The following is a 22,637-nucleotide window of genomic DNA, read 5'->3' on the forward strand; positions in this document are numbered from 1 at the left end:
GTGAGCCTGGTCGGGCCGGTGCGCCCCTGCCCGGGGGCGCACCGGGCGGCCGGGTCAGGCGGTGCGGAGGGCGCGTGCGGCGGCGGCGCCGATGGCGTCGGCGGCTGCGGCGGGGTCGGTCAGGGTGACCAGGTGCGCGCCCCTCATGGGTTTGGTGCGGCCGGACATCGACAGCCACAGCACACCGCACCCGGCGGCGGTGAGGCGGTCGATGCGCTTTTGGCCTTCTTCGCGCTGGTCGTCCTTGAAGATGCCGTCGGACACGATCACCAGTAGCCGGGCGGCGCCGGTCCGGGTCAACTCCACGGCGGAGTCGAGGGCGTCGACGGCCTGGACGAAGTCTTCTCTGGGGTCGCGGGCGGCGAACTCGGTCACGGCGGCCGGGGTGTGCCCAGGGTGGACGATTGGTCGGACGCGGGCGCCGAAGATGACGGTGGCTGCTAGGGCGTCGGGGAGGTGCCCGGCGGCGCGGGCCATGATCCACGCGGCCGATGCCACCGGCGCGGCCAGGGCGTTCATTGATCCGGACACGTCGCAGGCGATGCCGACGCGCAGCGGCGGCGCGGGCACGTGACGCCGAACCGTCCGGCTGAACGGTTCGGCGGTCGGGGTGACACCGGCGGCGCGCTGGGCGTCGGCGGCCAGCGCGCCCCGCATGGACAGGCGTCCGGGCGGGGTGGGCGAGGTGTGGGTGGTGGTGACACGGTCGCGGTGTGCGGCGGCGCGGAACCGGCGGGCCAGGCGGCGGGCGGCGGCCTGCTCGTCGGGGTTGGGCGGGCGGGTGCCGGTGATCGCTGTCCGTCCGCGCGCAGCGGTCGGGGCGGTGCTGGCGGCGAACACGCGGCGGGCGGCACGGTCAGCGGCCTTGCGGGCGTCCTTCTCTTGTTGCCTCTTCTGTGCCGGGTCGGGGTTGGGCGGTCCGGTGGCGGGTTCGGCGGCGGCCGCATGAACGGCGGCCATGGTGGCGCCCAGGGCTTCGGCCAGTGGGGAGGGGTCGCCCGAGGCGCCCGGTGTTCCGGGCGGCGGGGGCGGGGCGGGGCGTTCGGGGTTGACGTCCAGGATGCGGCACCACCGCCGCCCCAGGTCCATCATGGTGGCGGTGTCGTCGTCGCCGGTGGCGTGCGCGAGGTGCCATAGGGCGGCCAGCGCGCTCAACCGGGTCGGTCCGAGTACGTCGAGAACGACCTCGGCCAGAGTCTTGGTTTCTGCTGGTTCGAGGATTCCGGCGTCGGTGCGAGCCAGCAGCAGCGCGGCGGCGCGTCCGGCGTTCCACGGCGTCATGGCGGTGTGCGGTGTCGTGACCGGCGGGGCGGTCGAGGCGCCGCCCGACGGCGCGGGCGCGCCACCTGGGGCGGTGGCGGGCGCGGTGGGGCCGGTGGTGAAGTCGGCCAGGATGAGGCTGGTTGCGGATGCGCGCAGCCAGCGGCGGTCAGCGGGACGGCGCCGGATCTGAACCGCCTCTATCCGCGATTCCTCCAAGGCGAGGGCAGCGTCCGCCACGGCGGCGGATGCGTTGCCCGGGATTTCCCACCTGGTGTGGGTGGCGTGCGCGGCCTCGTGCGTCAGGACGCCCCATAGGGCGGGGTATCGGTCGCGGTCGGCGGGCCAGGACGGGGCGCATGTGGCCGGGTCCTGCCGCAGGTGCGTGCCGTCGAGTTCGATGGCGGCCAGCGACGGGACGAAGCAACCGGGCGCGCCTCGCCCGAGACCGGGCGCGCACTGAACGGTGAGGTCTTCGCGGTCGGTGAGGTCGGTGACGGCGTCGGTGAACGCTGCCGACAGCCGCAGCCACGCCCCGCCCAGGCCGGTCACCGGCGCGGGCGCCGCAACCGTGGCGGCGGGGGCGGTAGCGCCCGCCCCGGTGCCGGACAGCGCGGCGGCGGGCGGGGCGGTGGGTGCGGGGATGACGTGCGTTGCCATGGTTCCTCCGTGCGGGTGCGTGCGGGCGCGGGTGGGGGGATGTGCGGGCGGGTGCGGGTTAGATCTGCTGGCCGAGGGCGAGCGGGGTGACGGCGCGTCCGTAGACGGAACTGATGACCTCGGCGACCACGTCGCGGTCTTCTTCGGGGGCGATGCCGAGAAGGTTGGCCACCGCCGCCTCGGGGCCGAGGACCCCGGACATCTTCTGGAAGGCGATCAGCTCGCGAAGTTGCGGCGCCCAGCCGATCTCGCCGGAGTCCTGACGTCGGGCGAGGTTGCGCGCGACGCGGACGGCGCGCGGTTCGATGTCCAGCGTGCGGGCTAGGTCGTAGTCGGTCGACACTCGGATTTGCGCGGCGAACCGGGAGGCCAGGGCCTCGGTGAGCACGGCGCCGTGAACGCCGGGGTTGTGACCGGCGACCACGTAGAACCCCTCGGCGGCGGTGATCGTCTCCCCCTTGTGCGCCTTGACGGTGATCTGCCGCCGCCCGTCCATCGCCGGGTACACCACCGCCAGCACCTTCGGCGAGATGAGGGTGGCGTCATCGATCAGCAGCGCGCGGCCCTCGGTCATCGCCGTGATCAGCGGCCCGTAGACGAACTCGTAACCACCGCCGGGCGCCTGGGTGTACTCGCCGACGAAATCGGCGACGGCGGTGTCCCCGTCCCCGGCAACCGTGATCAGGTCCGGGAACGCCGCCTCGACCAGGGACGTCTTCCCCGTACCGGGCGGCCCGTACAGCAGGGCGGGGATGGATGCCTCCCGCAACCGCCGCAGCGCCGCCACGTCCGGCAGGTCCGCCAACCGGCGCGGATGGTAGGTCTGACCGTTCGGCCGCACCACCGGCCCGACCACCGCCTTCCCGCCCTTCGCCGACGTCCCCGAGGCTGCGGCAGTGCCCGACGTGCCGGACGTCGGCGCGGGTGCCGCCTTCGGGGCGGCGGCGGTGGCGGGGCGCGCGTGCCGGGCGGCGGACGCGCCGCCGCCTTTGAGGGCCTCGGCGGTAGTGGCGGTGGCCCGGTAGCGGCGCGGCCCGGTCGCCACCAACTCGGCCTGCCCACGGTCGGCCAGCACGGTCAGCGCGTTACCGACAGCACCGGCCGACCGGTCCAGACTCCGGGCGATCTCACCTGGGGTGAACACCTCACCAGGGCGGTCGGCAAGGATGGCGGCAACCCTTCGGCGCAGCTCCCCTTGTCCGAGGCGACCGGTGCCACCAGGCGCGGGTACCGAGCCGGGTCCGGCGGTCGGCGCAGTGGTCGGGGTAGTGGCGGCGGTTGGGGTGGTGGGCACGGTGGTCATGTGACGGCTCCTTGTCGAGTGCTGGTGGTCGGGACGCCGGGGGCGGGTGCGCGTGGCGCGGCGGCCCGCCCCCAAGTGGCGGTCGGTGCGTGCGGTCAGCGCGCGGCGCGCTTGGCGGGGCGGGCGGTGATGGCGGTGAACCGGCGGGGCCGGTCGCACACCAACTCGGCCTCACCGGCCTCGGTGAGGCGGTCCAGGGCGTTGGACACCGCCCCCGCCGAGTGCCCGATCACCTTCGCGATCTCGTGCGGGGTGAACGCCGCGCCAGGGTGGCCGGTCAGGTGCCCGGCGACCTTCGCGCGCATCTCACCCGGCGCCGAACGCGGCGCCCCCGACGCGGTACGCGGGCGCCCGTTGGCGGCGGCGCGCACCAGCCGCCGCGCCTTGCCCGACCCGCCGTAGACGCCCTCAACCGCCGCCAGCGCCCCTGCGCCGTCCCCGCCGTCCAGCGCGGTCAGCGCCGCCGCGATGGCGTCCTGCAGCCCGGTCAGCGCGTCCCGCGCCTCGGCCACCGCCGCAGCGTCCATCCCCGCCCCGGCGTCCCCGGCGTCCGTGGTTTCGTTGGCGTCCGCGTCCCCGGTGGTGGCGGTGTCCGTGCTGGTCGGGGCGTCCTCGTCGGCGGCGGGCGCTTCGGGTGCCGCGTCCGTGCCGGTGGCGGTGTCGTCGGTGGTCGGCGCTTCGGTGGTGGCCTCGGTGTCGGCGGTGGCGTCCGCATCCCCGCTCAGCGTGTCCGATGCGGAAGCGTCCGGGGTATCGCCGGTGGTGGCCGTGACCGGGTGCCAGGTGTCGGGCTGCCGCTTCCCGCCGTCCCGCCCGCCGCGCGTCCGGACGGCGTACCCGTCACGCTCCAGGGTGGTCAGCGTCCGCGCGACGGTGGCACGGCTGACACCCGACGCCTCCGCCAGCGCGGTCACGGTCGCACCAGGGTTGCCGGTCAGCGCGTCCCACACGTCCCCAGCCGCGCCGGACGGGCGCGCCCCGCCCCCAGTGACGGCGGCGCCGTCCCCGGCGTTCTCGTTGCCCGTGGCGCCATTTCCGGCGGCGCCATTCGCGGTGATATTCTTCGCGGTCATTTCATCTCCCATTCGATGTGACCAGCGACCGGATTTCCGGTGCCGTTCCCGTTCATCGGGAGCTCGACCATTTCTCGATGCCGCCATACCAGGCAAGCACCTTCGGCCACATTTTTAATCACCTTCAGGGCTGAACGATGTCACCATTCAACCCCGCGCGCCCCTAAACCCAAGCAACCGCAAATGTGTTTTCCGGCACCCGCATGACAACAGCACCGCCTTTCGGCGCCAATCACCTCCGAAAGACGCCGAAACGGCGAGCTGACTTGACGACTCTGTCCACGACGCCTTCTCACGCACGAATCAAGCATCCACGGCGACTCGACCTCAGGCACGCGAGCCTCTGCCCGCAGGACGAGGGGCAGCTGGCGAGCGGCGGTGCCGGCCAGAATGCAGTACTTGGGGCCGAGGTTGTGGTGATACAGCACCGCAGGAGGGGCCGTCGGCCACATCAGCCATCGATCACGCAGGCGGACGGACTATTACCAGGGGTCGTCCTGGTGACGAGTCGGGCTCACGAACAGAAGATGCGGAAGCGCATCTACCTGCGTCGATAGATGCACCAGGGGCTTCTGGTCATAGACAGAAGCTCGAGAAGGAGACCGAAAAGAAGGCTGAACAGAACCCCGAGAACAGACGGCCATCCGCGCACACCGCACCCTGCACAGAAATACAGAAGTCAACACGAAATGGGCAGGCTTCGTCTGCAGCCTGCCAGAAAGCTGGCGCCGGGGGCGTCCCCAACCCAGCGCGGACGTATGCGCACAAACGCGCACACGTGGACGGCCCCGGCCGCAGGTCCTCCTATGCGAACCTACGGCCGGGGTCTCACCGCAACAGGCACCTCTTCTACGCTGTCCCCGAGGGGCCAGCCTGCTACCGACAGGCTGGGCCCTCCCTAGGACACCAAGGTTGCTTGCTGGACAGCGTCGCTCTGGCGGGGGCGGCGCAGGTCCATGTCAGCCCACACGGTGAAGCCGTCCTCGGAACTGCCGTGGAGGCCCATGGTCAGGGCCAGCTTCGACACCGTCAGCAGGCCATACCCTCCCTCCCGCGGCTCGCACCCTGGCATCTCCGACCGGATCGTGGGCACGCACCCTCCGCCCAGATCGGTCACCGCGACGTAGGCGATCTCGGCCATCGTCACCTCCAGACCGAACCAACCCCGCTCACCTCCCGACCGCGAGTGACGCACCGCGTTGGTGGCCAGTTCGGCCACCACCACTGCCACGTCCTCCTCACGGCCGGTCCCCTCGAAGAGGGTCGCCGCGAATACCCGCGCTGCACGTATCTGGTCGACACGGCCTGGATAGATCCGACGCCACCGCATCGGCTCTGAGCCCCATAGCCATTCGCGAGGGGTGCACAAGCCCCAAGCTCCTTCTTTCACTTTCCCCGTTCCTCCCTCCGGTCGTCCCGACTCGCCGTGAAGCGATTCGAACGACGTGATGGACAAGACAATCAAGGAGCACCTCTTACGTACGGTCAAGCATCGGCTACCGACACGATCGAATTCGAAGTCGATGAGAGGCGATGGCGCTCCATTAGGGTTGGCTGCCTGAACGGACTTCGGGTACACCGGGAGGAGCCTCGCCCTGTTTTAAGTTCGACCAATCGGAATCTGGGACGAGATGGACGGCGGCGATGAGATTAGCGGCCGCCTTCGCAGTGTCAGTGATCGGGCAAACCGGCACGCAGCTTCTCGCGACAATGACTCCGCCGCGGTACACCGTTCGCAGCCACTGCCAGTACAGGGCGCGGCCACCAGGACCAGGCAAGCACCAGACTGTCCTACTGCACCGCGGCTCAGCGCCGATCAGACGAGCCGACACAGAGACCGTGGGCGGCGCAGATTCCCACGCGCTGGCGGCGCATAGGCCCACGTCACTGAGAAGGTCGACGAGGTCCCGCGCCAGATCGAATCGATCAGGCGCAACGAGCTGATATTGCTGCTCGACCTCCATGCCGCCGGCCCTGCTGCTGTGGCCCCTGATCACAGCAGACCGTTACTCGGCAGTGCGAACGCCACGGCCTTGCCGGGCCGTCGCGCCGAGGAGACGACCGTCGGATAGGCCTTGCACAGACCTCCTGAGAGCCGATGGACGATGGCCAGACCATGACCGTGCTCCCGGGGCACTTCAGCCGGCGCAAACTCCGCCGCCTCAGCGCCCTTCAGCTTTTCGAAGATCTCGGGGATACCAGCCAGGTCGGTGCCGCCATCAACGACCTCGCACCAGGCCGGACGCCCGCCGACGAGCACGAAACGGATCTCGTAGGGCCCGCCGGCGTAGGAGACGGCGTTGGCAGCAAGCTCGCCAACCACCAGCTCGGCCTCGTCAACATCGTTCTCGTCAACGCCGGCGTTTCGTAGCACCTCCCGCAGCAACGCCCTGGCGTGACGCGCGGTCCGTTCTTCTGGAAGATCACGGATCTCCAGCTGGAAGCCGGCGAACTCCGTCTGCTCGATCGCAGCTTGTTCGGCTTGTCCGGACGACACCTCCTGCTCGTTCTCGGGGGGCTCCGCCACAACCGCACCTCCTGAAGGGTTCTGGCTGCCAGGCAGCCTTCTGACCTCGTCTGGGTGCCAGAACAGTGACGCAGAGTCAGCAACGTGCCAACCGTCGAGAATCCGCGAATCCGCAGAAACCGTGGAAGAGACACGGAAGCCGGCCTCCAACCCGTTGCCGATCCACGGGAAGCAGTCCACGCACGTCAGAAAGAGGGTCGAGTTGACCAGCGCCGTTCTACGCTGAAGGCCACTGGCACCAGCCGCGACAGAACGCCATGGGAGCACCAATGGCCCGAGGAGAGCACGCCCCATCCTGCGCACGTCAATGGCGGCAGCGAGCCCAAGCCGAGAACTGGCGGACGTGGAAGCTGGTGCAGGCCATCCACCGCTGCTGCGGGGTGAGCCTGCTGAAGGCGCACCGGCTTGCCCAGGGCTGGACGGCTCAAGCCGCCATCGATCACTTGGCCGAGCTATGCGAGCGAGAGCGCCTCGGAGTGCCGCACGCCAACATCGATCTGCTGAACGTCTGGGAGAACGGCCGAGGCCGTCCACGCCCGGACACCATTGATCTTCTCTCCCGGCTGTACCGGGCCAACCCGATCAAGCTCGGCCTGGCCGCCGACTATTCGGATGACACAGACGTCGACGAGGTTGCGGTCATTCCCGCCCCACACATCCCACCGCTCTTGCCTGCCTCCTCCCAGGCGCCGGTCCTCACCCCGAGCGCCCTCCACACCCCTGGGCCGTCAGGCCCGTTGAGAGACGAGACCAACCGCCGGACCTTTTTCAACGACGTCCTCACAGGATGCACCCGGGCTTCGCATGGCCGCCTGTTAGCGGAAGTGGAGACCCTGAGACAGCAGATGGACCGCACCCTGGCCTCCGGAACGGTCACTGACGACCAGATGGACCGTCTCGAGGAAATGGTCCTGCAATGCCGCCGCGACTACCTGGTCACTCCGCCGCTGCCGATGCTGTGCCGACTCATGCTCGAGTTCAGCGACGTGCAGAACCTCGCATCCCAGCGGCAATCAGGCTCGATCCAATGCCGGCTCTCCAAGATCGCCGCCGTCCTGGCGGTCCTCAGCGCGGACGCCTTGATGAAGCTTGGCGACGTTCGTCAAGCGGCTGCCTGGTATGGCACCGCCAAGACGGCCGCCGACGACACCGGCGATCCCCAACTGCGAGCGCTCGTCCGAGCGCACCAGGCGATGTTGCCGTACTACTACGGCGATCCAGCCGAAACGGTGAGCCTCGCTCGAGAGGCTCAGGCCCTTGGTCGTGCCAAGCCCTCGTCTCCCACGGCACTCGCCGCGGCCGCCGAGGCACGCGCTCTTGCACGCATCGGTGACCACCAAGGCGCCATCGCCTCGCTCGCCCGAGCCCAACGGCTCTTCTCGCAGATCAAGGAGCGCAACAACGGGGCGCTGGCTTTCGACTTCACGGAGCAGCGGCTCTACCTGTACATGAGCGGAACCCACGCGTACCTACCGGATCTTCAACGCGCCGAAGCGGTACATGACACCGCTTCGGCGCTGTGCCGCCCAACCAGTCCGAACATCGATCCAGCGCTGGTCAAGCTGGATCGGGCGGCGACGTTTGCCCGTGGCGCGCGGGAGGCGGAGGCTTGCGAACTAGCCACTCAGACTCTCCTAGAGCTGCCGCCTGAACAGCGAACGACCATCGTGTTCGTCCGTGCCCGCGACGTCCGCTCCGCTCTCCCCACCCAGCGCTGGCGGGACAGGGCGCTGAACACCTTCGAAGAGGTCCTTGCCTTGGACACCGCCACCGTCTCCGGCCGTAGAGATGCCTAACCAGTTGACAGGCGCGGCCGACCTTCATCAGCGTGCCCACGAAGTCCTTCACGCCGCGTGCGCCCAGGCCGGCCTCGATCCGACAGGCGCCGAACTGCTTCGGCTACGCAGCAACGCTGTGTTCAAACTGTGCGCGCCGATCATCGCGAGGATCGCTACCGCCCCTACGGCCGCAGAGCGGCTCCCCGCTGTTCTAGCGGTCACCCGCTGGCTCGCCGATCGAGGGTTCCCCACCGTCCGGCCGGCCGACGAAATCACTGCCCAGCCCATAAGCGTTGCAGGCGCCACGGTCACCTTCTGGCGCTACATCCCCACAGCAGCAGCCCCCGCCACCACGGCCGACCTCGGCCGACTACTTCGCGACCTACATACCGGGCCAACGCCGCCATTCCCTCTTCGGACTCTGGCGGATCCGCTGGCGAGCATCCGCGCAACCGTCCAGCACCACCCCGGCATTCTCACCCCCGACGACCTGGCCTGGCTCATTGACCGCATCAGCAACCTCACCGCGGCCTGGCGCGCGTTGCCGTTCGAGGACCCACCAACCCTCCTGCACGGCGACGCCTGGATAGACAACCTGTTCCGCCACCAGAACGGACACGTAGTACTGGGCGACTGGGACAGCGTCGCCGTCGGTCACCGCGAGTGGGACCTCATTCACAGCTACCACGGCGAGCGTCGCTTCGGTCTCTCCCCCACAGACGTCAACGACTTCGCCGCTGCCTACGGCTACGACCTGCGCAGATGGGACGGCTACGAGACCCTCATGCAGATCCGCGACATCTACGCCATCGGCATCCACATCCGCAATGCCCCCGGCGACCCCTTCTCCCGCCGCGAGCTCACCCACCGCTTGGCGTCCCTCCGAACCGGCAGCACCCACACACGCTGGCACATGAGAGCCGAGTAGCGTCTCCCCTCCGCAGGAGGGAGCTCACTTTGAAGCAGATTGGGACACAGTGCGGTTGCCGCTGCCCTCGGACTGGCTGAGGAGGTCAACTCCACAGATCTCAGGCGCAGAGCGAACCGCCCAAGTGTCCGTGTTCGGCCTTTCTTGTTCCCACACGGGCTGGGCGTTCAAGTCCTGCGTACGATTCTTGACATGACAATGATCGAGGCGGTGGCTGGAGACGGCGCGGTCCTGGTAGAGGTTTCGCCCGCGTTCGGCTCCGAGCGCACCTCCGTCGACGGACGAGTCCGCGAACGCGCCGATCAGGCGATAAGGCATGCGAACAGAACCGTGACCCGCCTCGCGAGCGAACTTACAAATACGGTACAAGCGATGCCGGAAGCCGATCGCCCGCAGGATGTCACCATGGAGTTCGGCATCAACTTCACAGCCGAAGGCAACGCCGCGATCGCCAAGGCAGGCGCCCAGGCCACTCTTAAGATCACCTTGACGTATCGATTCCCGGATCCGGCGCCGCGGTAGGCACGGAGTCGTCCATGGCTCTGGTGTGGCCGTTTGCCGGACTGGTGCTCCACGCTGGGCGCCCCATCACGTCGGGCTTCGTAGTGCATCCCTCTGGCCTGATCGCCACGTGCTGGCACGTGGTGGAGGGACGTAATGACGTCTCGTTCGCACTGCTGGATGAGGAACACGCCTTTCCCGTCCAACTGGCCTGCCAGCCCGATCTGCAGCACGATCTCGTTCTTCTGCGGCCGGCCCCGCATGTCCGACTGCCGCCGCTTCCCGCAGCACGCTTGATCGGTAGTGACTCCGCGCATCCTGGGGATTCTTTCGCGGCCCAGGGCTTCGGTGAGATAGAAGATTCCTTTCACGACTACCGTTTCCTGGCTGCGACCGGTCATATCGTCGGCCCCATGCAACGCGACGGCGTCATTTACCTGCAGGTCGAAAGTAGGCAGGTGCTCCGGGGAATGAGCGGTGCGGGTATCGTGCTCGGTTCGGACGAGGGAGTCATTGGGGTCCTTACCGAACGCTACAATCCGCCCTCCGAGCAGACATGGCTGCGCGACACCGCATGGATAGTTCCCGCGGAGCATGTCGCGGCGCTCGCACCAGAACTTCTGACCGTCGTGCCCCTGCGCCGTCGGCGGTCCGGTCGCGACGCAGCCGTGTCCGCTATCTGGCAGACGCGAGGGCTTCGGCCTGCCGCCGTCTTCGCCGGCCGTGATACCGCCTTGGCGAGGTTGAACCGGCACCTCGTTCCCGGCGAAGGCGGCACCATGGCCATCACCGGCATCGGGGGCTGCGGAAAGACGCGGCTGGCCCTGGAGTACGCGTCACGGCGTGCGCCCGAGTACGACGTGGTCTGGCTGGTCCGGGCGGGGTTCCTCGATGCCGACATGCGCGAACTAGCCACCGCACTGGCGCTCCCCACACCCCCTGACGGGGATGTCGTATCGATCCTCCACGGTTGGCTCGCATCACACTCTCGTTGGCTGATCATCATCGATGGCGTGGACGATCCACACCAAGACGCGGACCGTTACCCGACCGGCCGCGGCCATGTCCTTATCACGAGCCGAAACACCGAGTGGGGCAACATCGCCACGCCCGTCCACATCGGACGCCTGGAGCGGGCCGAGTCCGTCCGGTTCTTGTCCAGGCGCGGGCTCACGGCCGCTCAGGAGGAATTGGCCGCCCTCGCCAATGAAGTCGGAGATCTTCCTCTGGCCCTGGAGCAGGCCGCGTCATTCGTGCTGGCAACCGGCCAGACGGTACCGAACTATCTCGCACTCCTGCGCGAGCACACCGCCGAACTCCTTGAGGCAACCGAGGCTCCGGACTACCCGATGGCGATCACCGCTACCTGGGCGCTGTCCTTCGACCGGCTCCGCACTGAGTGCCCTGCAGCCATGGAAATGTTGAGGTTCGCGTCTTTTATGGCGACGGACGATATCCCCCTGAGCGTGTTTCACGCGGCCGTCGGCGAGATGCCCCGCCGGTTTCGCAGACACCTTCGGGAGCCACTGGACCTCGCACGTACCGTCCGGCACCTTACGCGCTATTCCCTGGCGGAATTGGGCACAGACGCCATCAACGTGCACACGCTCGTCCAGACCGTCGTACGCGAGGTGTCACTGAACGCCGCCCAGCGCGCCGACTACTGCGATCGCGTGACGCGAGTTCTACGCGCGGAGTATCCGCAGCGTTCCGAGGACGTCGACCAGTGGGCGACCTGCGCACGCCTGACCACGCACGGAATCGCCGTGGCCGGACACGCCGAGGCGCTGGGGAGCGGACGAGACGAAGCCTCCGATCTACTCGACCGCGTGGCGACCTACATCGAAGGACGAGTGGGGGCCCGGACCGCCGTACCCTTGTTCCAAAAAGCGGTGCAGATGGCTGAGAGCACCCTCGCAGAGCACAGTTCCGCGCTGGCCACAAGGTTGAACAACCTCGGCTCGGCCTTGTTCTCCGCTGACCGGCTGGACGAAGCGATCGAGTTGTTCGAGCGCGTCTTAGCCATCGACGAGTTTCGAGCCAGACGCCATCGCGAAGCCATTCCTGTAGAGCATCTCATGAACTACGGGGTCGCCACCTACTTCGCTGGCGATCGCCCGCGCGGCGTGGCCCTGATGGAACGGGCCGTTCGGGATGCCAGTCCGTCGGACCCTTTTTTCGGCGTGATGCTGCTCAACCTCGCAAGCGAACGTCGCTCCCAGCGGGACTTCGACCGGGCTGAGAACCTCGCGCGCACAGTGGAAGAGGCCACGCGCGCCCGGTTCGGCCGCATGCACCCGTACTACGCCGCCGCCCTATCCGAACTCGGTCGGATCGCCGCCGACCAGGGTGACATCGAAAAGGCGGTCGACCTCCTCCGTCAGGCCGCCAGGACGATGCTCGACCGCTTCGGGCCCGCGGCTACTCAGACCATCGAAACTCACGTAAAGTACCTCGACGCGCTCACCAACAACGAGGCGGACGACCGGGCTGTAGAACTCGCTGACTGGATGCGCGCGAACCTCGACCTTTCCGGGCCGCCCCGCTCAGCACAGCCGGCCTTTGAAACGACCGCGGCCTTCTCACCCCCAGACGCGTTGGCCAAGATCGGCATCATCTACCTTCATTTTGATCGGGCCGAAGACGCCCTCCATTGCTTCGAAGAAGCCGCAGGGGCGGTCGAGGAGTTCACGGAGTCCGAGTCGCCCGCACTTGCCGTGCATGAGAACAACATCGGATCAGCCCTGCTAGCCCTGCACCGTGTAAGAGAGGCCAAACACGCGCTCACGCTGGCACTGGACCTAGCCACGGATGACGACACGCTAACACCGATCTATCTGGCCAACCGCGCTATCGCGGCGGGCCAGGAGCGGGATTTCCGTGGACTCGATCACTACATTGACTTGGCACTGGCCGCACAGGACAGGCATCAGACCGACCGTCCCTACGTCCTACAGAAACTGGCGTGTGCGGAGACCGCTGCGGGCCGGTATGACGCCGCCCGCGCCAGACTGTACGAGGCCATGTCCACCCTTGAGACAGTGGAAGTCTCAAGCGCGCGCCGGCAAGTCCTCTCCCGGATGCTGGACGACCTCAATCGTTCCCTTCCGCCGGCGTCGTGAATGCCGTGAGCACGCATCGCGGACGGAGTCCGCGCTGGGAGGCGGCACCATCACGTGTCCGGCGATGACCTTTGCCCGCGGATGCGTCTGATCGGCCGCCCGTGAGGTAGGGCAGCGAAGTCCCGTGTCCAACCCGAAGCCCGATCCGACGCTCCGCAACCGGCCCCGGCCCCTGGGCTGCCGCAGGGGTGCACAGGTCGGTTTAGCGAATCGAAGCGGCGGAGCGGGAAGACTGGGTTCACGCGCACCGGACGGCTGTGCTTCGCTGATACTTCGAGCGTTCGGCTACCTCGGCGGCTGGCAATCGTCGCAAGCTTCCTCACCGTCCGGGCCCGACATCCTCACCTATGGCGGAGTCGGCGTTCGCCGCGGCCGCTCTGCTGTTTGCGGTCGCCGCACTACCTGCCAGTCGAGATCCGGCGCTGACCGTCTCTGCGGTGTCCTGTGGCTTGCTGTCGACCGCGCACCAGGCCGCGTTCGCCGGACTGGCAGGCGCTGACGCATGGCACGTGGGCCGACAGACACCAGGAGGCTGACGTCGTCCAATACAACGGGCGCTATCACACCTCATCGGTAGTTGAAGAGGGCTTTCTCTCTCTCCGCGGGCTCGCCGGTCGGCGAGAGCATCTTTGCCAAGCCCTTAATAGGAGGCCATCGGTGAAGGAGTTGCCTGCTCAGGTCGCTTTTGAGCGCGGACATCGCCTTTACCTCTATGTCGGCATCCCGCAGACGGACCAAAGTCACCGCAGGTCAGGGCGACAGTGAGCAGTCCGTGAGCACTCCGTAGACAGCCTTTCGCCTGCGGACTGTTCACGAAATGCACATGGTGTGGCGGATACCTGACGCCATCGATCCGTCACGACCTTCCGGAGGCGTCATGTGCAACCACCAGATCGACGACCAGCGTCCGAGCCAGACCGCCGGCGAACGCCCGGGCAACGCGCTGACCGTCGCTGAGCGTTCCTTCCAAATGCTCACCACTGGCCCGGGCCCGCTGGCGGTCAACGGCAGCGCGATCGGGCACGGCCTGCCTGCTCGAACCGTCGATCTGAGAGAACTCCGCTCGCTCCTGCTGGAGAAATCCGCTTCCGACGATCTCAAGGACGCCGCCTGGCGGGAGCTCGTCCATCGGGCACGGAGCGGTGATCCCGCCTGGGTGGTGGGCTGCGTCGGTATGGCGATGCCAGGGCTGAAGAGCACCGCGGCCCGCGTGATTCGGTCTAGCCCTCTGTGTCAGGCTCAGGTGGGACAAGAGGGATGAAGTTCCCTAACTGATGTGGACAGGGCGAGAACGGGTACTGAGCAGAGTGACGATGACCAGCCACGATCTTCCTTCCGGTGACGGGCCGCGGACCGGCCGGCCCAAGCGGCGGACCTTCAGTGCCGCCTACAAGTTGCGGATGGTCGAGGAGTACGACGCGGCCGAGCATGGCGACAAGGGCGCGCTGCTGCGCCGTGAGGGACTTTATGAGTCCAGCGTTCAACTGTGGCGCCGGCAGCGCGACGCCGGTGAACTGACCGCTGCGGGGACGAGGCCCCCGGCCGCCAAGAAGGAGAAGACGCCGGAGCAGGCCGAGTTGGAGCAGTTGCGCAAGGAGAAGGCGCGGCTGGAGCGGCAGAACGCCGCCATGGCCAGGAAACTCAAGCAGACCGAGGCCGCCCTGGACATCATGGGAAAAGGTATCGCGCTCTTGGAAACGATGTCCGAGAGCGCGGACACCGAGAATTCGTGACCCGCTGCCGCCACGAAACCCTTTCCCTGCTGGTCGAGCATCTGCCGATTCGCTTCTCGTGCGCATTGTCGGGTGTGCCGCGCAGCAGTTTCTACCGACGGCGGAACCCTGCGCCGGGAAACAGTGAGCCAGCGGAGCGGCCGGCGCCGCCGAACGCGCTGAGCGAGAGCGAACGGGCCGAACTGGTCGAGATGCTCAACAGCGACCGGTTCGCCGACAAGGCACCCCGGCAGGTGTGGGCTGCGCTGCTGGACGAGGGGGTGTACCTGGCGTCGGTGTCGACGATGTACCGGGAACTACGCAGGCGTGACCAGGTCCGGGAGCGGCGCGCCCAGGCCCGGCACCAGGCGCGCACCAAACCGTATCTGGCCGCGTACGCCCCCAACCAGATATGGAGTTGGGATATCACGAAACTGCCGGGTCCGGGGCCACGCCAGTTCTATGACCTGTATGTGATGCTCGACATCTTCTCCCGCTTCGTCGTGCACTGGGAGATCCACCTGCGCGAGTCAGGTGAGCTGGCCGAGCAGTTCATGCGGAACTCGTTCGCCGCCAACGGCGGGATCGTGCCCGGCACCATCCATTCCGACAACGGGACCTCGATGACCTCCAAGCCGGTGACGGCACTGCTGGCAGACCTGGACATCATCAAGTCCCACTCCCGCCCGAAGGTGAGCAACGACAACCCCTACAGCGAGGCGCAGTTCAAAACCTTGAAGTACTGCCCGGTGTTCCCTGTCAGGTTCGCCTCGCTCGACGAGGCCGAGACGTTCTGCCACCATTTCTTCGACTACTACAATTACCGGCATTACCACGCCGGGATCGGGCTCCACACGCCGTTCACCATGCATATCGGCACCGCACAGGCGATCCAGCACAACCGAGCCGCCACGATCGCAGCGTTCCGCGCGGCCAACCCGCGACGGTTCACCCAGCCGCCCACGCTGCCCAAGATCCCCACAGTCGCGCAGATCAACCGACCCGACGAAGACCCCACCGATCCGAGCAGCTCTGACCAGGAGAAACAGGCCGCCTAACGATCACTGGCCCCTGTCTCGTTTGACTTGACACCTACCGTAGTCCGAGCCGGCTCATCGACGACATCGTGTCCGAGATGGTGACGGAGTTCGTCGCGCAGCTGGCGCGGATCGACGTCGAGCGTCCTCACATCGCCGCCCGGCTCATGCTGTGGGCGCGTAAGGGCGCACTACGCGCTCGCGGACGAGATGCCCGGCACATCCCGCGTGACCCGAGTGAACTGCCCGAGCGCCACGCCGCCTACGAAGTCGACCCGATCGTGCTCCTGTTGGAAGCCGCACGGCAGCAGATCATCACCCCGGATGCCGCTGAACTGATCACCGCCACGCGGCTGAACGGTCTGACCGTCCAGTGCGTGGCCAACGACCAGGGCGTGCCGGCGAGCCGGTTGTACAAACAACGACAGGTCGCTGAGGTCCGCCTCGCGGCCGCATTTCGGGACGGCCGAATATCGGCGATGTCAATCGCACCGCCCTCGGCGGTGTGAGGTTTCACGCGGCGTCATGAGGTGTCGAGCCGACTGGACACAGCTCACAGTTCCGCCAAAAGGGGCAGAACCGACTCCCGTGTCAATGCGACTTGGCCTTCCTTGTACGGGTTTTACCTTCACCACGGCGTGACATGGGCGCGGAGCGGTTTGCTTGGCCCTACGATCGCTCGTCGTTGCCTGGCAGTGCTGTCGCGAAGATGATCGCGACAGCACTGCGTGGGATCAAGTTCATGGAGGTGCGGACTTGACCGTAATCGGTCGCCTGGCGGCCAGTCGGATCGCCTGGCTCGGAGTTGCAGGCGTCGCATTGGCTCTGACTGGCTGCAGCAACGACAACGATGCTGTTGCCCTGCCGTCGTCGAGCCACACCACCCCTTCTCTACCTTCCCCCTCGTCGGACGAGGAAGCCGTAAAGGAGACCTACACCTCTTTTATCAGCACGCTCGACCGCGCAGATTCACTCCCGGATGAGTCTCGCAGACAACAACTGTCCGCGCTGATGGTCGACCCTCAGCTTTCGCGCGTACTCCAGCGGGTCGAGGAACTGAGAAGTAAGAACCTCACCTCTTACGGGAAAGTGATCGTTCACATCACAAGCGTGGATGTTGCAGGAAACGATGCGACTCTGCATGACTGCCAAGACTCCAGCAGAGCCGGAATTATGAACCGCACTACACGCAAGAAGATCAAGCGGGGCGTCGAAAAGGGAAGGACCAAGGCGTACTTGATTAAGGGTGCAGACGAGAAGTGGCGCATCAGCAAGTATGTCGTACTCGGCGAAGGCTGCTGATATGGCGCCCACCGCTTCCACCGTTCTCATTGGAGGAACGCTGCTGCTTCAACCGATGTCCGCACCGCCACCTCAGGATCCGATTCCTCCTGACGCCAACTTGAATGGGTACGGCTTCGGCGCACAGGACGATGGCCGCCCTGGAAGCACCGGAAACCCACCCAGCGCGCATCCAGGCGGGGCCAGTGGTCCCGCCGAAGAGTCAAATGCCATTGGGCCACACGACTGTCAGACCTCAAGCGACAACGTCCAGGTCTGTAAGCCGGTCGACGGAGACGGCAAGGCGGTGAAAGTCTCGCCGGCTGAACTGGCGTTGACCACATGGACGCGGATGCCGATCCCCACGCCAGTAGTGAGGACGGCGCCGCCTCGCCGATCCACTGGACTGGTGGGCCTGCCGGAGTGGTTCTGGGTGACGAACTCGCATCCGATCAGCGGCCGGGCGACCGCGCGTTCTGTCTGGATTGAGGTGACGGCGAGGCCGCAGAACCTCACGATTCATCCCGGCTATGGGAATCGCATCGTCCGGTGTGCGGGAGTGGGGACCGCCTATGACAGATCGCGTCCGGCATCGGCGCAGCAGACCGACTGCTCGTACACGTACCAGCGGTCTTCAGCACATGAGCCGGGAAGCGCGTACCGGGCGCGGGTGACTGTGACTTGGGGCGGTACGTGGCGAGGGTCCGACGGGACCGGAGGGGCGCTACCGCCCTTGAACCGCACGACCAGTTTCCGCCTGCGGGTGGCCGAGGCACAGGGTCTGTACGGATGAGGAGTGCGATGAAGTCCAGCGGCGGCACCCTGCCAAAGCCAACGGTTCCGAAGACGGCCAGCGGGGCGGTGCCCCCGGCGTCGGGACGGCTGGCTCGGCAACGACGTCCAAGCTGGATCGCAGCCGGCGTGATGCTGCTGGCGTTCGCCGTGCTGGCGAATGTGTACCTCTTCCGTTCGGCTGGAGAGCGGAGGTCGGTGGTGCGACTGGCGCGCGATGTTCCGGTCGGACACAAGCTCGTCCAGGCCGATCTGGACGTGGTCCGGGTGGCAGCGGACTCGGCGGTGGCGGTGATTCCGCAGCGACAGCTCCGGGACGTGATCGGGCAGCGGGCCGCGGTCGGGTTGCGGAAGGGGACGCTGCTCGCCGCCTCGCAGCTGACGGCACAACAGAGTCCGCAGCCCGGTCAGGCGCTGGTGACGGTGCCTTTGAAGGCCAGTGCCGTTCCGCCGGGCTTGGCGCCTGGATGGCGCGTCCGCGTCGTCTTCACCCCTGGTGAGCAGAGCTCTGGCGGCAACTCAGTGTCGGGAGGCGTTGAAACCAATCCGCTACGGGACGTCAAAGGGATGGTCGACCAGGTAGAAGGCCCAGACGCCGAGGGAGCGACAACAGTGTCGCTGCTCGTGGCCGAGTCCGACAGCAGCACGGTGGCACGGCAGGCGGCGGCCGACCTGGTCGTTCTCGTGGTGACTGAAAGGCGAGGTTGAGGCGATGGGGATCTGCTGCCTGGTCTCTCCCGGGGGAGCACCGGGAGTGTCCACCACTGCTCTCGGATTGTCGTTGCTATGGCCAGGGCGAGTCCTCCTGGCTGAGTGCGACCCGATGGGACGCCGTGTACTTCCCGGCTTCATGGCCGACCGGATGCGCGATTCGGCCGGCCCGGGGCTGCTGGGCCTGGCGATGGCATCCGAGGCCGACGAGGACGCGCCGGTCCCGCTGAAGGAGTACGTGGTGCCGATCGCCGACGACGGCCGTGTGGAGCTGCTGCACGGCGTTCGCGATCCTCGGTATGGGACACGCTTGGGGCCGCTCTGGCAGCGGTTGGCCAGGGCGCTGGCGGCCTGGGAAGGCGACGTGATCGCCGACCTGGGGCAGGTCGGCGGCACGGACACTCCCGTGGAACTGCTGAAGGCAGCAGACGCGGTGGTCATGGTCCTCAAGCCCACGGTGACGCAGGTCGACGCCGCTAAACCGCGGCTGGACGCGCTCAAGGGCCTTGTGCGGGAAGGCGCAACCCTCGGGCTCTGCGTGGTCACCGACGGCCCCTACAGCGCATCCGAGGTCGGACGCGCGCTGGAGGTCGCGGTGCTGGCTGAGCTTCCCTCGTCCCCTGGAGATGCCCGAGTGCTGTCTGACGGTGCACGCCCTCGGCTGGCGTTCAGGACTTCGGTCTTGATGCGGTCGATGAAGGATCTGGGTCAGCGGCTCCATTCGACCGTCGCCGACTTGGGGGCGAAGGACGTCACTGGGCGGTCGGCGCGTCTGACGGCAGTGGGAGCCCACGAGTGACCGCGCCAGGCTGGACTCCCACTGGTAACAGGGCCTCGGCACCGTTCGCGGTCCCTGTCCAGCAGAGTGGTGAGTCGAATGCGTGGGCGGCGGTCCGCGAGGTGTCGGCGCAGCTCGTTGACGTCCTGGGCGACGGAGTCGACCGTGTGAGGGCGCGGCAGCTCATCGACGCGCAAGTCCAGGTGTGGGCACACGAGCAGATGGCCGCTGGGCGCGTCACCTCCGTGCCCGAGCAGCAGCGCGTGGCGCAGATGGTGTACGACCGGCGGTTCGGTCTGGGGGCGCTGCAGCCGTTCCTGGAGCGTTCCGATGTGGAGAACATCGTGGTCAACGGCTGCCGCCAGACCTGGGTCAGTTACACCGACGGATCCAAGAAGCCCGGGCCGCCGGTCGCCGAAACCGATGAGGACCTGATCGAGTGGGTGCAGTTGCTGGCCAGGCGCGGCAACACGGGGCGGGAGTTCTCCCACGCCTCCCCGCTGCTGGACGTCGCGCTGGCCGACGGGGTGCGGCTGGCCGTGGTCGGGTGGGTGTCGCGGCATCCGCACCTGGCGATCCGAGTCCATCGGCTGGTCGACATCAGCCTTCGGCAGCTCACCGAACTCGGCACACTGACCGCGCCGCTGGCGGCCTTCCTGCGTGCGGCGATCGCCGCACGCCGCAACATCATCGTGTGCGGCGAGGTGAACACCGGCAAGACCACTCTCGTGCGGGCCCTGGCCGGGGAGATCCCTCCAGACCAGCGGATCATCACCCTGGAAAGCGACTTCGAACTGTTTCTGGACGACCCGCGCCTGGCGCATCGCCACCCGGATGTGGTCGCGCTCGAAGCACGGCAGGCCAACGCTGAAGGCGCCGGTGAGGTGCGGCTCCAAGACCTGGTGCCGGCATGTCTGCGGCTGAACCCCGACCGCGTCATCGTCGGTGAGGCCCGGCACGGCGAGCTGGCTCCAATGCTTGAAGTCATGTACTCCGGCGCGCGCGGCTCGATGTGCACCTTGCATGTCCACCGCCCCGAACACGTCTTCAGCCGTGTGGTGCAGCTCGGCCGCCGCGCCGACCTCGGCTTGGGCGCCGACGACGTGCACCTGATGTTCGGCCTGGCTGAACCACTCATCGTCTACCTGCGGCGCGACCAGGCCACCAACGACCGGTACGTGTCCCAGGTGATGGAGATCGGCCCGCCGGCGGACTCGGCTGAACCGACCCGCAACTTCGTCTTCACGCCCGGACCGGACGGACGCGCTACTCCGGCTGGCGGGCACATCAGTCCGGCCCTGCTGGACGAACTCCTGGCGCACGGCTTCGACCCCGCGCTTCTGGAACCGGAGCGAGTGAACGGAGGTTGGAGGTGACGGGGTGGCTCGCCGCGCTCGCCGGCCTGTGCGCTGCCTGTGCCGTGCTCGTCATCATCACCGGGTTCCGGGGCGTCGGGCCCGGTGCGCCGGACGCGCGCCCCCCGTCCCGCATCCAGGCCATGCTGTGTTCGCCAGCCTGGCCGGGTCGCCGCAACCGGGCGCTTGCCGGGGTCGGATCCGGGTTGGTGGTCTTGCTGGTGTCGGGATGGCCCGTGGCCGCGCTGGCGGCCACTGTCGGCGCGTACGCGCTACCGCCGATGCTGTCCGGGCGTGCGCCGCAGCGCCGGATCGCGCGACTGGAAGCCTTGGCGCAGTGGTCCCGGCGGCTGGCGGAGATGATCGGTGCCAGCCGCGGCCTGGAACAGGCTCTGGCCGACAGCGCCCGCATCGCCCCCGCCACGATCAGTGAGCCGGTCAGGAAGCTGGCAGGACGGCTGAACAACCACGCCAACACCGACCACGCGCTACGGGCGTTCGCCGACGAACTGGACGACCCGATCGCCGACCTCATCGCCTGCGCACTGCTGCTGGCGGCCCGCCGCCGCGGTCCGGGTGCGCGTGAGGCGTTGAGCTTGCTGGCCGATGCGGTCGAGCACGAGGTGATCGTCCGCCGCGACGTCGAGGCCGAACGGGCCGGGCTGCGCACCACCCTGATCGTGATCGTCTCCTCGGTTGGGATCTTGAGCGTGCTGTTCGCGTCATCGCAGACCCTCGCCGGTCCTTACGACACGCCGCTCGGGCAGACGGTGCTCGCCGTCGTCGCCGCCATCTACGCGACTGGGCTGTGGTGGATGCGTCGCCTTGCTGTCCTGTCGACCGGTGCGCGTTTCCTTCACGCCGCCCACCCGGTGGCCGCCGTCGAGCAAGGGACCGGCCGATGACCGTGATCGCTGCCCTCGCCGGCTGCCTGGCCGCCGCCGGTCTCATCCTGCTTGTGCGCGAGTTGCGGCCCGCGCCACCGCGGCTGGACGCCGCCCTGGCCCGCGTTCAGGCCGTACCGTTCCCGGCCGCGGCGGGCCATGACGACAGCGCGGCACTCCAAGAGCAGGTCGGACGGTGGCTGGCTGAACGAGTCGCGCGTCCGGCAGGGCTGCTGGCTGTTCCCCGCACTGATCTGGCGGTGCTGGGCCGCCCGGTGGAGCGGTTCATGCTGGACAAGCTGGCCCTGTTCGTCACCGGCCTCGCCGCACCGTCCTTGCTGACCGGCCTGGTCACCGTTGTCGGCGGCTCGCTGCCATGGACCTTTCCAGTGCTGGTCGGACTGGTGCTGGCGGCGGTGCTGTCGATGGTGCCGGACTGGAGCGTTCGCTCCCAGGCCCGGCAGCGCCGCCGCGACTTCCGCTACGCCTTCACCTCCTACCTGCAACTGGTCGTCCTGGAACGCCAAGCCGGCGCCGCGCTCAATGCCGCGCTGGAGAACCCAGCGAAGATCACCGACGGGTGGCCGTTCCAGCGCATCCACCAGGCCCTGTCCCGGGCTCGGCACGGGCAGCAGCAGCCCTGGCGCGCCTTGGCAGACCTCGGCGCCGAAATCGACGTCCGGGACTTGACCGACCTTGCCCACACCGCCGAGATCGCCGGGAGCGAGGGCGCGAAGATGCACGATGTGCTGATCGCCAAGATCGGCTCGATGCGGCATGAGGCGTCCGCCGCCGCCCGCTCCGAGGCCAACGCCCGCACCACCGCGATGTGGGTGCCCACATCCCTGCTGATGCTCGGCTTCGTCATCCTGATCGGCTTCCCGTTCTTCTCCAAGCTCCTGGCATCCGGCTAACGCCGGCGCCGCATCATCGAC

General features: G+C 67.8%; 19 protein-coding genes. 14 read left to right on the forward strand and 5 right to left on the reverse strand.

Annotated elements, in window-relative coordinates:
* Window positions 1–54: 54 nt before the first annotated feature.
* From FKD65_RS18880 to FKD65_RS44315, 5 genes are all read right to left on the reverse strand, one after another.
* Window positions 55–1,920 (reverse strand): hypothetical protein, encoded by a 1,866-nt coding sequence (locus tag FKD65_RS18880; protein ID WP_141578750.1) that lies wholly within the window; start codon window positions 1,918–1,920, stop codon window positions 55–57.
* Between the two features lie 58 nt (window positions 1,921–1,978).
* Window positions 1,979–2,995 carry an AAA family ATPase gene (locus FKD65_RS18885; RefSeq protein ID WP_205718706.1) on the reverse strand — a complete coding sequence of 339 codons (1,017 nt, stop codon included), beginning with the start codon at window positions 2,993–2,995 and terminating at the stop codon, window positions 1,979–1,981.
* Window positions 2,996–3,318: 323 nt separating this feature from the next.
* Entirely contained in the window at window positions 3,319–4,296 is a 978-nt protein-coding gene (locus FKD65_RS18890) for a helix-turn-helix domain-containing protein (RefSeq protein ID WP_168221094.1), read from the reverse strand.
* Window positions 4,297–5,194: 898 nt separating this feature from the next.
* On the reverse strand, window positions 5,195–5,626 hold the full coding sequence (locus tag FKD65_RS18895; RefSeq protein ID WP_368367261.1) for an ATP-binding protein: 432 nt from the start codon (window positions 5,624–5,626) through the stop codon (window positions 5,195–5,197).
* A gap of 663 nt (window positions 5,627–6,289) precedes the next feature.
* Window positions 6,290–6,823 (reverse strand): ATP-binding protein, encoded by a 534-nt coding sequence (locus FKD65_RS44315; RefSeq protein ID WP_168221095.1) that lies wholly within the window; start codon window positions 6,821–6,823, stop codon window positions 6,290–6,292.
* Between the two features lie 353 nt (window positions 6,824–7,176).
* Between FKD65_RS44315 and FKD65_RS18905 the strand changes: the two genes are divergently transcribed.
* From FKD65_RS18905 to FKD65_RS18970, 14 genes are all read left to right on the forward strand, one after another.
* Window positions 7,177–8,619: a helix-turn-helix transcriptional regulator gene (locus FKD65_RS18905; RefSeq protein ID WP_141578755.1), complete on the forward strand. Its 1,443-nt coding sequence runs from the start codon at window positions 7,177–7,179 to the stop codon at window positions 8,617–8,619.
* Window positions 8,612–9,529 (forward strand): aminoglycoside phosphotransferase family protein, encoded by a 918-nt coding sequence (locus FKD65_RS18910; protein WP_141578756.1) that lies wholly within the window; start codon window positions 8,612–8,614, stop codon window positions 9,527–9,529. The genes FKD65_RS18905 and FKD65_RS18910 overlap by 8 nt, the downstream gene beginning before the upstream one ends.
* Before the next feature lie 192 nt (window positions 9,530–9,721).
* Entirely contained in the window at window positions 9,722–10,051 is a 330-nt protein-coding gene (locus tag FKD65_RS18915) for a CU044_2847 family protein (RefSeq protein ID WP_141578757.1), read from the forward strand.
* A gap of 14 nt (window positions 10,052–10,065) precedes the next feature.
* Window positions 10,066–13,152, forward strand: coding sequence for an FxSxx-COOH system tetratricopeptide repeat protein (fxsT, locus tag FKD65_RS18920; protein ID WP_141578758.1), 3,087 nt, complete (start codon window positions 10,066–10,068; stop codon window positions 13,150–13,152).
* Window positions 13,153–13,969: 817 nt separating this feature from the next.
* Window positions 13,970–14,413, forward strand: a complete 444-nt coding sequence (locus tag FKD65_RS18925) for a hypothetical protein (protein ID WP_141578759.1) — start codon at window positions 13,970–13,972, stop codon at window positions 14,411–14,413.
* A gap of 52 nt (window positions 14,414–14,465) precedes the next feature.
* Complete coding sequence (locus FKD65_RS44960; RefSeq protein WP_205718326.1) at window positions 14,466–14,885, forward strand: transposase; 420 nt, start codon at window positions 14,466–14,468, stop codon at window positions 14,883–14,885.
* The gene (locus FKD65_RS18935; protein ID WP_141578760.1) at window positions 14,882–15,922 is read left to right on the forward strand and encodes an IS3 family transposase; all 1,041 of its coding nucleotides are present in this window, start codon (window positions 14,882–14,884) and stop codon (window positions 15,920–15,922) included. Before FKD65_RS44960 ends, FKD65_RS18935 begins: the two co-directional genes overlap by 4 nt.
* Before the next feature lie 77 nt (window positions 15,923–15,999).
* A complete protein-coding gene (locus tag FKD65_RS18940; RefSeq protein ID WP_141578761.1) occupies window positions 16,000–16,410 on the forward strand; it encodes a hypothetical protein in 411 nt (136 codons plus the stop codon).
* A gap of 247 nt (window positions 16,411–16,657) precedes the next feature.
* Entirely contained in the window at window positions 16,658–17,203 is a 546-nt protein-coding gene (locus FKD65_RS18945; RefSeq protein ID WP_141578762.1) for a hypothetical protein, read from the forward strand.
* Between the two features lie 780 nt (window positions 17,204–17,983).
* On the forward strand, window positions 17,984–18,682 hold the full coding sequence (locus FKD65_RS18950) for an SAF domain-containing protein (RefSeq protein WP_168221096.1): 699 nt from the start codon (window positions 17,984–17,986) through the stop codon (window positions 18,680–18,682).
* Between the two features lie 142 nt (window positions 18,683–18,824).
* A complete protein-coding gene (locus tag FKD65_RS18955; protein WP_141578764.1) occupies window positions 18,825–19,484 on the forward strand; it encodes a hypothetical protein in 660 nt (219 codons plus the stop codon).
* 101 nt (window positions 19,485–19,585) lie between these two features.
* Complete coding sequence (locus FKD65_RS18960) at window positions 19,586–20,839, forward strand: CpaF family protein (RefSeq protein ID WP_141578765.1); 1,254 nt, start codon at window positions 19,586–19,588, stop codon at window positions 20,837–20,839.
* Window positions 20,836–21,723 carry a type II secretion system F family protein gene (locus FKD65_RS18965; protein WP_141578766.1) on the forward strand — a complete coding sequence of 296 codons (888 nt, stop codon included), beginning with the start codon at window positions 20,836–20,838 and terminating at the stop codon, window positions 21,721–21,723. The genes FKD65_RS18960 and FKD65_RS18965 overlap by 4 nt, the downstream gene beginning before the upstream one ends.
* Window positions 21,720–22,616, forward strand: a complete 897-nt coding sequence (locus FKD65_RS18970) for a type II secretion system F family protein (RefSeq protein ID WP_141578767.1) — start codon at window positions 21,720–21,722, stop codon at window positions 22,614–22,616. The genes FKD65_RS18965 and FKD65_RS18970 overlap by 4 nt, the downstream gene beginning before the upstream one ends.
* Window positions 22,617–22,637 lie beyond the last annotated feature (21 nt).

Source organism: Actinomadura sp. WMMA1423 (genome assembly GCF_006547145.1).
Lineage (GTDB): Bacteria > Actinomycetota > Actinomycetes > Streptosporangiales > Streptosporangiaceae > Spirillospora.